10 protein-coding genes are annotated in these 11,779 nt (G+C 58.4%); 2 read left to right on the top strand and 8 right to left on the bottom strand.

The genetic code is table 11. The features are described 5' to 3' along the window. Positions 1–55 precede the first annotated feature (55 nt). Genes ACTJK5_RS16830 through ACTJK5_RS16820 form a run of 3 tightly spaced genes read right to left on the bottom strand, consistent with a single transcriptional unit; the run spans position 56 to position 3,289 of the window. Positions 56–1,261, bottom strand: a complete 1,206-nt coding sequence (locus ACTJK5_RS16830; protein ID WP_440612873.1) for an ABC transporter substrate-binding protein — start codon at positions 1,259–1,261, stop codon at positions 56–58. Positions 1,262–1,313: 52 nt separating this feature from the next. Continuing rightward, positions 1,314–2,246, bottom strand: coding sequence for a sugar phosphate isomerase/epimerase family protein (locus ACTJK5_RS16825; RefSeq protein ID WP_440612872.1), 933 nt, complete (start codon positions 2,244–2,246; stop codon positions 1,314–1,316). Positions 2,247–2,254: 8 nt separating this feature from the next. Next, positions 2,255–3,289, bottom strand: coding sequence for a Gfo/Idh/MocA family protein (locus ACTJK5_RS16820; RefSeq protein ID WP_440612871.1), 1,035 nt, complete (start codon positions 3,287–3,289; stop codon positions 2,255–2,257). A gap of 136 nt (positions 3,290–3,425) precedes the next feature. On the opposite strand from ACTJK5_RS16820, the gene ACTJK5_RS16815 reads away from it, so the two are divergent. Next, entirely contained in the window at positions 3,426–4,466 is a 1,041-nt protein-coding gene (locus ACTJK5_RS16815) for a LacI family DNA-binding transcriptional regulator (RefSeq protein WP_112952980.1), read from the top strand. 42 nt (positions 4,467–4,508) lie between these two features. Here the strand turns inward: ACTJK5_RS16815 and ACTJK5_RS16810 are convergent, their stop codons facing one another. The 5 genes from ACTJK5_RS16810 to ACTJK5_RS16790 all read right to left on the bottom strand — a co-directional run bounded on the left by ACTJK5_RS16810 (position 4,509) and on the right by ACTJK5_RS16790 (position 10,701). Continuing rightward, a complete protein-coding gene (locus ACTJK5_RS16810) occupies positions 4,509–6,512 on the bottom strand; it encodes an aldo/keto reductase (RefSeq protein WP_440612870.1) in 2,004 nt (667 codons plus the stop codon). 35 nt (positions 6,513–6,547) lie between these two features. Next, positions 6,548–7,630: an ABC transporter ATP-binding protein gene (locus ACTJK5_RS16805; RefSeq protein ID WP_440612869.1), complete on the bottom strand. Its 1,083-nt coding sequence runs from the start codon at positions 7,628–7,630 to the stop codon at positions 6,548–6,550. Positions 7,631–7,645: 15 nt separating this feature from the next. Then, positions 7,646–8,482, bottom strand: a complete 837-nt coding sequence (locus ACTJK5_RS16800) for a carbohydrate ABC transporter permease (RefSeq protein ID WP_440612868.1) — start codon at positions 8,480–8,482, stop codon at positions 7,646–7,648. Then, positions 8,479–9,339 (bottom strand): carbohydrate ABC transporter permease, encoded by an 861-nt coding sequence (locus ACTJK5_RS16795; RefSeq protein ID WP_062600603.1) that lies wholly within the window; start codon positions 9,337–9,339, stop codon positions 8,479–8,481. The genes ACTJK5_RS16800 and ACTJK5_RS16795 overlap by 4 nt, the downstream gene beginning before the upstream one ends. Positions 9,340–9,429: 90 nt before the next feature. Next, positions 9,430–10,701 carry an ABC transporter substrate-binding protein gene (locus tag ACTJK5_RS16790; protein WP_112360378.1) on the bottom strand — a complete coding sequence of 424 codons (1,272 nt, stop codon included), beginning with the start codon at positions 10,699–10,701 and terminating at the stop codon, positions 9,430–9,432. 86 nt (positions 10,702–10,787) lie between these two features. Here ACTJK5_RS16790 and ACTJK5_RS16785 point away from each other — a divergent pair, with 86 nt between their 5' ends. Next, positions 10,788–11,681: a helix-turn-helix domain-containing protein gene (locus ACTJK5_RS16785; protein WP_440612867.1), complete on the top strand. Its 894-nt coding sequence runs from the start codon at positions 10,788–10,790 to the stop codon at positions 11,679–11,681. The last annotated feature ends 98 nt before the right edge of the window (positions 11,682–11,779 follow it).

Genomic DNA, 11,779 nt, shown 5'->3' with positions numbered 1-11,779 from the left:
GCTGCGGACGTGAACGCGCCCGCAGCCTCTCGATCAAAGGACCGGATCGTCCAGCCTATTTGAGGATCTTGTCGATCGACTTCTGTGCTGTCGTCAGCGCATTTTCCGCCGTGGCCTGGCCGGTCAGCGTCGTCTGGATCGCGGTCTGGATCGCCTTTGAAATCTTCGACCAATCGGGGCTGGGGCCGCGATTGCGCGCAAACTTCATTGACTCCTCGAACACCTTGTACGCCTGTGGATATTTCGGATCCTCGACCTTCACCGGATAGGCGGGCACATAGCCGAAGTCGTTCCAGACGCGCGGCATCTGCTCATACATATATTCGATGAACTTGAACGCTTCCTTCGGGTGCTTGGAGTTGGCAACGATGACGTTGTCGCCTTCACCCAGAGCCGAAGCATGCGGTGCTCCTTCCTTGGGAACAGGCAGGATCGCGACGCGATAATCGAATTTCGCATCTTTGCTCATGCGCGGCAGTTCCCATGGGCCGGAAATGCTCATGGCGGCGTTGCCGGCATTGAAGGTACCGGTCGAATCCCACTGGCCACGGATCAGCGTGTCCTTGGAGGCAAGCCCCTCATCGATGAACTTCTTCCAGAGTGTGAGCGCTTCCACACCGCCCGGAACATTGACCTTGTTGTAATCGCCGCCGGCCATTTGCAGCCATGGCAGGAACTGGAAGGTACCTTCTTCGGTCGCTGCGGCGGAGAATGCCAAGCCATAAACGCCCTTATCAGGCTGCGTCAGCTTCTTGGCGGCATCATAAAGCTCGTTCCATGTCTGCGGCGGCTTGTCCGGGTCGAGCCCTGCGGCCTTGTACATGTCGGCATTGTAGTAGAGCGCGATGGTGTTTGCGCCGCGCGGAATGCCGTAGACGCCATCCTTGTAGGTCACGGAGGCTAGCGGGCCAGGCAGGATCTGATTGAGCTTGATCACCGAGCTTTTGTCGATCATCGGCTTCATGTCGAGCAGCAGCTTGCGCGATGCAAAGAGCGCGACATCCGGGTTGTCGATATAGGTGACGTCCGGCGCTTCGCCTGTCGCCATGGCCTTGGCCAACTCGTTGACCATGTCCGGAAACTGGACCGATCGGACGTTGACCTTGATATCCGGGTTCTTGGCGGAAAATTCCTCCGCCATCTTGTAATGATATTCGCCCGGTCGATCGACGGTCCAAAGATTGATCTGAACCTGCTCGGCCCATGCGGGCGTCGACAATGCGGCAAGTGCAACTGCACCCATTAGCTTTGCAATAGTCATGATACTCCTCCTTTGATCATGATTGCGATGCCGGTTCCCCCCGGCTTGAGTCTTACAAAAGCGACGGGTCGCCGCCTCCATATTCTGCGGCGAGATCGACGAAGGACCCTCCCCGGCTATGCTTCAGATAGTTGAGCGCATGAACCTGGCCCGTCATTTCCAGCTGATCGCGATAAACCGGATCATGCCAGCCTTCGATGTCGATGGAGCCGGACCAGCCTGCCAGCCGAAGCTCGGAAATGATGTCGGTCCAGTTGCTGTCGCCGAAGCCTGGCGTGCGCATGAAGACGAAGGGATGCTTGCCAAAGATGCCATGCTCCTTGATCACATCCCAACGGATGGTCGCGTCTTTGCCGTGGACGTGGAAAATCTTGTGCGCCCATTTGCGGATCTGCGGTAGCGGGTCGATCAGATAGACCATCTGGTGGCAGGGCTCCCACTCCAGACCGATATTATCATCCGGCGTCTCGTTGAACATCAGTTCCCAGGCATCCGGATTGTGGGCAATGTTCCAGTCACCCGTTTGCCAGTTGCCGTCCATGGCGCAGTTTTCAAAGGCGATCTTCACGCCCTTGTCGGCAGCGCGCTTCGCCAGCTCGCTCCATATTTCCCTGTAGCGCGGCAGGCTTTCCGGCAAAGGCTTGCCGCGGACGCGGCCGGTAAAGCCTGCCACGCAGGTGGCGCCGAAATGATGGGCGTTGTCGATGCAGTCCTTCCAGCCTTGAAGGGTCTGGAGGTCCATCTCCGTCTCTTCCAGCGGATTGCCGAACATGCCAAGCGTCGAAATGGTGATGTCGCGGTCGCCGATGGCTTCGACGCAGCGTTTGCCAAGTTCCGCAAGATCCTGGCCATTGGTCGTCTGCCAGAAAAACGGCTCGAAGCTCTCGAATCCAAGGTCGCCGATTTCCGAGATTCGCTCGGCGGCATCCCCTTTTGTGGCACTGACCATCGTGCCGATGCGGACGGATTTTGCTGGATCGCTCATATTAGACCTCAAATCTCGATGAGAACACGCTGACCGGTGCGGGCGCTTTCAATCGCGCCCATGACCATGGCCAGACTTTTGATATTGTCGGAGGAGACGGTCTCTGGAACCGTCCCATTTTCGATGGCACGCAGGAATGACAACAGCACGCTCGCATGCCCTTCCGTCTGCTCTTCATTCACGTTTTCAGAAACGTTTACGGCAGAAGTTCCGCGCAGAAGCCCTTCGTCGCTTCCCGCTACGTTTGCCGAGAAACCATCCTCACCATCCCAAAGGATCATGCCCTTCGATCCGACCAGCCGCCATGTGCTTTCCCAGCTTGTCCGCTCGCCTTCAGCGCACCACGAGCCGCGATAGGTGAAGACCACATCATTTGAAAGTTCGAAGATGGCGTTGGCCGATGCTCCATGGGCGTACCATGAGCCGGCTGGATTTCTCTCCACGCAATAGACCGACAGCGGGTTTTGATCGGCGACGAAACGCGCTGCATCGAAGGTGTGGATCGCCATATCCAGCAGCAGCACATTTTGCATTTCCTCACGGAAGCCGCCAAAGTGCGGCGCCAGAAAGAAGTCGCAATGAATAGCAGTCAACTCACCGATAACACCATCTTGAACGGCGCGATGCAAGCGGCGTATCCCTCTGATATAGCGTCTGTTTTGAACAATGGCGTGGATTTTTCCAGCACCTTTGGCAAGCTCCAGCAGCGTCTTCGCCTCTTCCAGGGAAGGCGCCATCGGCTTTTCGCTCAACACATGGCAGCCAGCCGAAAGGCCAGCGGCAACCACGCCGAAACGGGCATCGGGGATGACGACGTCGAAAACCACATTAGCTTTGGTCTTGGTAAGAACGTCTTTGAGATCGCTGCCGATAACGACGTCTTGGAGCACGAACTCGTCGGCCAGCGCCTGGGCGACGTTCTCGTTCAGATCGACAAGACCGCATATGCGGATCGACGATTGCAAATCTGGATGTGAGGCGATCGCGCGCAGCCAGCCTTTGGCCATAGCTCCGCACCCGCACAAAACGGCATTCAATGTCACATTGTCCTCCCTGCTGCCCGCAAACTCCTCTTTGCGGAACCAGCTTTCGTAAACGTTTACGAGACTATGCTTAAGGTGCTAGATGTGTCAAGACCGTAGTGAAAGGCTTCTCTGGTTTGGAGCCGGGAGGACATGCATGAAGGGTATCCGCCAGCTCGCAGACTATCTGGACATCTCTATCGGCACCGTATCCCGCGCCTTGAATGGCAAGCCGGATGTGAATGACGATACCCGTCGCAGGGTGCTGGAGGCGGCAGAAAAGCTGGGCTACGTCGCAAACCAGTCCGGGCGCAGCCTGCGACAGGGTGCCACGAACGTCATCGGCCTGATGACCGGGTCCGACACGCAAGCGGTCGAAAACGCCGACAACTTCTTCCTGGGCGTGACGGATGGCTTGCAGAGTGTTTTCTCGACCCACAATCTCGACCTCATCGTCCTGCCTTGTCCTGCGGAAGAGGATCCCGACGAATATTTGAAGCGCATGGTGGCAAGGCGCATGGTGGATGCGATGGTCATTTCGTCCACCAGCCGGATCGACAAGCGCGTCGATTTCCTCAAGCAAACGCGCCTGCCCTTTGTCACCCTAGGGCGAACGGGCTCAAGCACCGATCACGCCTGGATCGATCTCGATTTCGAAGGTGTGGCAAGAACCGCCGTGGCTCGCCTTGCGGCCGCCGGCCACCGGTCGATCGCTGTTGCAGCACCCGACACCGACATCAATCTCGGCTACATTTTCCTGGAAGGCTATCGCAAGGGTCTGGAGGACGCGTCTCTCCCCTATGACGAAAAACTCATCATTCGCGCCAGGTCCAGCGAACAGGGTGGCTATCACGCGGCAAGCGAATGGTTGCAGATGCGGCCACGCCCCACGGCCCTGATCCTGATTTACGAGTTGATGGCGATCGGTCTTTACCGGCGCCTTGCAGAGGTGAAACTTCGCGCCGGACAAGATCTCGCTGTCATCGGATTTCGCGAGGGCCCGAGCGGCCAGTTTCTCGAGCCGAGACTGACGAGTTTCCGTATGTCATTGCGCGATCTCGGCGTCTCCGTCGGCAAGACCCTGCTGTCGACCATGCCGGCCTATAGCAGCTTCTATCCGCAACAGCCCAAACACATCGTCTGGCCGATGCAGCTCATTCCGGGCGACAGCGATATCACCAACCTGAAATCCAGGTGACATCCGGCCGCGCAGTTTCCGCGGCCGGATATTTATGATCAATCAAGCTTCCAGCCAGCGCACCTGCTCAGGCGTGAGCTTGATGTCGAGCGCCGACAGGCTGTCTTCCAGCTCGGCAATGGTGCGCGGGCCGATCAGCGGAATGACGGGGAAGGGCTGCGCGATCACATAGGCGAGCGCGATGTGGATCGGGTGACGGCCAAGCTCCTTGGCAAGCTCGATTGCCCGGTCGCGGCGCTCGAAATTGCGCTCGGAGTACCAGACGCGCACGATCTCCTCATCGTCCCGCTTGTCGCGGCCTGCCCTGTCGGTGAAGAAGCCTCGGCCCTGGCTGGACCAGGCGAAGTTCGGGATCTGGCGCTCTTTCGCCCATTCTTTCCAAGGCTCGTCGGAGGCTGCGACACATCCGGCCCAGATCGGGTCCAGCATTTCGGCCAGCGAGAAATTGTTGGAAAGCGCGCCCGGCGCGGTCTTGCCGGTCTTCTCAGCATAGGCGATTGCCTCGTCCATGCGCTGGCGCGTCCAGTTCGAACCGCCGAAAATGCCGCGAATGCGCCCTCGCTTTACTTCTGCATCCATCGCATCGACGAACTCACCGACGGGCACATCGGTATTGTCGCGGTGCATGAAATAGATATCGACGTAGTCCGTCTTCAGCCGGTTCAAAGACTGGTCGAGTTGCCTGGCAATCATATCGGGATAGCAAAGCGGCGAATGCGCGCCTTTGCCGATCAGCACGATCTCTTCGCGCAGTACGTTGCGGCTGGTGTGCCAGTCGCCAAAAATCGCCTCCGTCTTGCCGCCGCCATAGACGAAGGCGGTATCGAAGAGATTGCCGCCGGCCTCATAGAAGCTGTCGAGGGTCAGCGATGCGGAAGCAAAGTTCGGGAAGAACTCGAAACCGAGCGCCACGACCGATGCGGGCTTGGCGACGCCCGGAATTTGACGCGTCGGTACGGAATTGCCCGGCGCAACCTTGCCGCCTGCAATGTTGAGAACGCGCTTGGCAGCACTCTCCACGCCATATTCGAGTCCAACCGAGGCGCGCCACTGATCCATGACCCGCAGATTTCCGAGCGTGTCGGCCCAGCTCATGCCGGGGTAGGCGAATTCCTGGGACTGGTTGCGAATGGCCTCGCCTGCCGCATCCACCTCGAAGGAGTAGAGATAACGATCTTCGGCAACCTCAATGGTCTGGCGGTCCTTGCCCTTGATCACGTCGATCTTGCCTACCCCACCCTTATGGCCGGAAGCAAACCAGAAGTCCTGCACTTCAATGCGGCCTTCCGACCCGATGATGCGCAGCACGTTGTCCTGGTTCGCCATGATCGAGCAGGACACTTCGGCGATGATCTCGTTCGGAAACTTCAGCACGGCCGAGGCCCATTCATCGACACCCGATTGACCGAGATGCGCTACGCCGGAAACCTTGGTGGGCTCCAGAAACGGCTGACCTGAAACGGCACCGGCAATCAACCTAGCCATAGAAACCGGATAGCCGCCGACATCGAGAATGCCGCCGCCAGCACTCTCATTGGCAAACAGGCGGTGATCGGCGCGGAAGCTGCCCATGCTGAAGCCGAAGCTGGAGCGGATGATCCTCACCTCGCCAATCGCGCCGCTCTTGACCAGCTCGACGATCTTGGCGGTCTGCGGATGCAGACGGTACATATAGGCTTCACCGGCAAAAACCCCTGCCTTCTTCGCCTCGTGGAAAATGGCGTCGGCATCGTAAGCGGAAAGCGCAATCGGCTTTTCCACCAGCACGTGCTTGCCGGCCCGGATCGCCTTGATCGCCCATTCGGCGTGGCCGGTGTGCGGTGTTGCGATATAGACGGCATCGATCTCTGCATCGGACAGCAGCGCATCGTAGCCATTGACAATGCGGGCACCGGGGAAGCCATCGCTCAGGCCCGGACGATCCGGATTGCGCGTTGCGATCGCCACAAGCCTGCCGGTCGTCGAATGGGCAACGCCCTCGGCAAAGGTCTTTGCGATGGTGCCGGGTCCGATAATGCCCCAGCGGATAGGTTGAAGGTCGGGCATGATATTCCTCGTCTGCTTTGGATGTGAAATGGGGTTTAGCGCAGGCGCGTGCCGTCGCTATCGAACAGGAAGGCCTTGTTGGCCGGAACGGAGACGGTGAGCCGGTCGAGCTTGCCCACATGGCGGGACTCGGGGCGCTCGATGATCAACGGCAACTCTTCCGCCAGATGTGCATAGACGTAGCTGGTATTGCCAAGATGTTCGGCGACATCGACGGCAACCGTCAAATCTGCAGCCTTGCCGGCATCCTCGAAATGCTCCGGGCGAATACCGAGCGTGATGGGCGCGCCGATCCCAGGCCGCGCCGCAACCGTCAGGGTCAATGAGAAGGTCGGCGCGTGGTCCAGGGTGATCGTCACGCCTTCAGCGGCCTCGTGAGCGACCTTGCCCGGCAGAAAGTTCATTTTTGGCGATCCGACGAAGCCTGCCACGAAGCGGTTTTCGGGATCGTCATAGAGATCGAGCGGCGCGCCGACCTGCTCGATCTTGCCGCCGCGCAGCACCACGATCTTGTCGGCAAGCGTCATGGCTTCCGTCTGGTCGTGGGTCACGTAGATCATCGTCGTGCCGAGCTGCTTGTGCAGCTTGGAGATTTCCACCCGCATCTGGACGCGCAATTCCGCATCGAGATTGGAGAGCGGTTCGTCGAAGAGAAACACCTGCGGTTCGCGCACGATGGCACGTCCAATGGCAACACGCTGCCGCTGACCACCGGAGAGCTGCTTTGGCCTGCGCAGCATCAACTCGTTGATCTGCAGGATTTCGGCGGCACGCTGAACGCGCGCTTCCGTATCAGCCTTGGGATTGCCATTCATGCGAAGGCCGAAGGACAGATTTTCTTCGACCGTCATATGCGGATAGAGCGCATAGGACTGGAAGACCATGGCAATGCCGCGATCGGCTGGCTCGGCATCGTTGACGACTTTGCCGCCGATCTCGATCTTGCCATCCGAGATATCCTCAAGACCAGCGATCATGCGAAGCAGGGTCGATTTACCGCAGCCTGAGGGGCCAACGAAAACGACGAATTCGCCATCCTGGATTTCCAGGTTCGCGCCGTGGATAACCTCCAGCGAACCATAGCGTTTGACGACGTTTTTAAGTGAAAGTCCCGCCATGCGGCTCCTCCCGGATTACTTGACGGCGCCGGCTGAAATGCCGGCGATGAAGTGGCGCTGCAACACCACGAAGATGACGAGAATGGGCGCGGTCAGCAGCACCGCTCCGGCCATGATCCCGCCCCACGAAACCTTGGTGAGACCGATCAGCGTGCCGAGCGCCACGGGTGCGGTCATCATTCCTGGACGGGAGTTGATGAGCAGCGGCCAGAGATAGTTGTTCCACGAGGCGAGAAACAGGATGATCGAAAGAGCGGCCATGGTGGGGCGCGCCAGCGGCAGCGCTATGCGCAGAAAGATTTGCCACTCTTTCACCCCTTCCACACGCGCGGCGTCGAACAGCTCGCCTGGCATCATAGAAAAGGACTGGCGCATAAAGAGTACCCCGAGCGAGTTGAAGAGAGGCGGGACGATCAGCGCCACCCATGTATTCCCGAGCTTGAACTCTCGGGCCACCATGATGAATTGCGGAATGACGACGACCGCATAGGGCAAGGTGATGGTGCCGATGATAATCGCAACCACCACCGAGCGTCCGGCGAAGCGATAGCGTGCCAAGGACCATCCTGCCATCGACGTCAGCATGACGGAGAGGACCGTGTAGATCACTGCCACCGTGATCGAGATGAACATCGCGCGCAGAAAATCGGTGTCTGCCTGCAGGTTCTGGAAGTTCTCGATGAAATGCGTCGACGGGATCAGCTCGATATTCGGACTGAAGATGCCGTAATCCGGCATGGTCGAGAAGACGAACATCATCCACAGCGGGAAAAGCCAGATCAGAGCAAGTGGCGTGAGCGCCGCATGTAGCGCGATTTTCTGCCAGAGAAGCGATCTCGATTTCGATCTCATTTCTGCTCCCTCCCGACCCAGAGATTGAAGAGCGATATGACGATGGCAAGGGCTGCGATCGTGTAGGCAATCGCCGAGGCATAGCCGAAGTTGAGCGAGGTGAAGCCCTGGCGGTAAAGGAAGATGCCGAGCGTCTCCGTGCCACCACCCGGGCCGCCACGATTGGTGATGAGGAACGGTTCGGTAAAGAGCTGCATCGTGCCGATGACCGAAAGCACCATGCAGAAGATGATGATGGGTTTCAGAAGCGGCAGCGTGATGTGGAAAAACTGCTGGCGTTTGCTAACCCGGTCCAGCCGCGCCGCCTCATAGACGTCGCCGGGGATGGATTGCAGTCCAGCCAGGATGATGATGGCGTTGTAGCCTGCCCATCGCCACGTCACGGCGATGATGATCAGCGCCATGGCAGCAGTCGCATTGTCGAACCAGGAGATGGGCGAGAGACCGACATTCACGAGCATCTTGTTGATGATGCCGAAATCGGCACTGAACATCAGGCGGAAGACGGCGGCGTAAGCGACCTCACCCACGACGACCGGAGCGAAAAAGGCAAAGCGATAAAGCGGCCGTGCTTTCAGAAGCGGCGAGTTCAGCAGCACGGCCATGATGGTGGCCAGTGCGATCATGATCGGAACCTGAATGACGAGAATGATCAGCGTGTTGTAGAGCGCATTGTAAAAGGCCGGATCGCCGATCAGGCGCCCCCAATTCATCGACGGCGCGAAACGCCATGGATTGACGCGCGTGTTTTGGAACGACAGCAGAAACGAGTTGATGATCGGCCAGAGCCAGAATGTCGTGAAGATCAAGAGATAGGGCGCAAGAAACGCATAGGCGACCCTGGTTCTGATGGGCATCTTCACCTCCCGAACGATAATTTACATGAGGGCTGACCCTATCCGGGCGCCCCTTGCACGGGGCGCCCGGCTCTGGTTCAGCTTGGGAGATCACTGTGCAGCGGGAAGACCCGTTGCGGATTCGATCTGCTTGGCGGCATCATCGAGTGCCGTCTTGGCGTCCGGGTAGCCGCCTGCCAGATATTTCGTCTGGACGGCGCGGTAGATCCCTTCCGCATCGGACTGGTAGGCCGTGCCTCTGCTTGGCTTGATCTTCGGCAGAGTCGCCAGAATATCCGTCCACACGGCCTGGCCGCCCCAATAGGGCTGCGGCTCCTTGACGAAGGGATCGTTGACGGCAGACAGAAGCGAGGGAACGAGACCGAACGACTTCAGCATCATGACCTGGCCTTCATTCGTCGTCAGCGCATAATCTACGAACTTCCAGGCCGCTTCCTTGTTCTGGGAAACGGAACTGATGGCGAGCGACGAGCCGCCAAGGTTTGCCGCACGTGGACCATCTGCCGTCAGGCTCGGCATCGGATAGACACCCCACTTGCCGGAAAGGTCCGGAGAGCCGGAGCGGATCGAGCCTTCATACCAGCCGCCATACATCTGGCTTGCGACCTTGCCGGCGGTATTGGCCTGGATCTTTTCATCCCAGATCGCGGCGGTGATGATGCCCGCATCCTTCATCTGTTTCAGCTTTTCGAGGGTCGCAACGCAGGCCGGCTGATTGATGGTGATGGACTGGCCATCTGTCGAAAAGTAACCGCAGCCCTGTTCGTTGGAGATCATGCGAAACCATTCGCTGTCGCCGTTGAAGTCGGCCTGCGTCATGACCACGCCGGGATTGGCCTCCATGACCTTCTTGCCGGCGGCAATGAAATCGTCCCAGGTCTTGATGGTGGCCGGATCGACGCCGGCCTTCTCGTAGAAGTCACGACGGTAGAAAACGGCAACCGGACCGGAGTCCCACGGAACGGCGTAGGCAACGCCATCGACTTCCAGTTCGGTACGCTTGAATTCGGGGAAAAGCGCCTGCTTTTCAGGCGTGTAGCCAAGTGCCTTTACATCGGTGAAACAATCGGGGAAACGGCTCCAGAAGACTTCCGCCTCAAAGTTTTCAACGGTTACGATATCCGGCAAGCCTTCGCCACCGGCGGCGCAGGCGGCGAGCGCCTTGTCATAAACCTGGTTGTTGCCAAGATCTTGGACATCCACCTTGATGTCCGGATTGGCTTTGTTGAAGCCTTCCAGAGTGGATTTCAACGCCGATGCGGCGACGTTCCAGCTCCAGATTGTGATGGTGGTTTGGGCAGACGCGGGTGCAGCCGCAAGCAGGGCAAGCGATACCGCCACGCCCGTGATTTTAAAGCACATTGAAAACCTCCCTTTTTCAATTGCCGTTCTTAAGCGAACATGTGCAGAGTAGCGGGGTGGCGAAATCTGTCTCGTAAAATGGGAACGTGAATTTGTCGAAAAGTAAGATCGAGGAAAAAGCCGTCTATCAGCCGGGTGCGAGCAGCATCGAGGGTTGGCCGACGACTCTGCAGTTTTTTTACGCCCACCCACCCGTCATGCTGATGCCCCACTGGCACGCGCAGGTGGAAGTGAATTACGTCATGTCCGGCAGCGTTCACTATCGCATGGGCGACCACACGTTCCGTATGAGCGCGGGACAGATGTGCCTGTTTTGGGGCGGACAGCCGCATCAGATGGACGAATCCTCTGACGATTCCTTTTACGCCGGCGCACATCTGCCGCTCTTCCACTTCTTCCGCATGCGTCTTCCACCCGCCGTCTCTGCCATGCTGATGGGCGGTGCCACCATGCTGACGGAGGTGACGGGAAAGGCAGATGATGAGAACTTCGCCCGATGGCGGGATTATGCGAAATCCGGTGACATCGCCAAGGCCGAGAATGCTGTCCAGGAGCTGATCCTGCGCGTCGAGCGCATGTTCATGGAGCCTTACGATGTCATTTCCCCAGCCTCCTCGGCCTCGAAGACGACCAGTCAGGACAATGCCGCATCCGTTGCCGTGGCACGGATGTGCGATTTCATCGCCGCCAATTTTCTGGAAGATATCGATGCGACGGACATCGCCCGGGTGGCGAACCTGCACCCAAAATACGCGATGAACGTCTTTCGCAAGTCGACCGGCATGACGCTGATGAAGTATCTGACACTTCTCCGGCTCTCCCGCGCCCAGGCCATGCTCGTCAACGGTAAGGACAATATTCTCAGCATCGCGATGGAAAGTGGCTTCGGTTCGGTGAGTGCCTTCAACAAGGCCTTCCGCCAGATTGCCGGCATTCCGCCATCGGGATTTCGCCGCGGCTCTAGTGCCTACTTCCAATGAGTTACCAGACATCGCCATTGCAGGCGTGCGACAATCTGACAAAGGCATATTCGTTAATCGCAATTTAACTATTGCAAGCGCGGCAAAGATGACTATTT

Origin of the sequence: Agrobacterium sp. 22094, from assembly GCF_052046015.1 — a bacterium.
GTDB lineage: Bacteria > Pseudomonadota > Alphaproteobacteria > Rhizobiales > Rhizobiaceae > Agrobacterium > Agrobacterium cavarae.
Note: the sequence above shows the minus strand (reverse complement) of the source record. Positions and strands in the feature narration are given on the sequence as shown.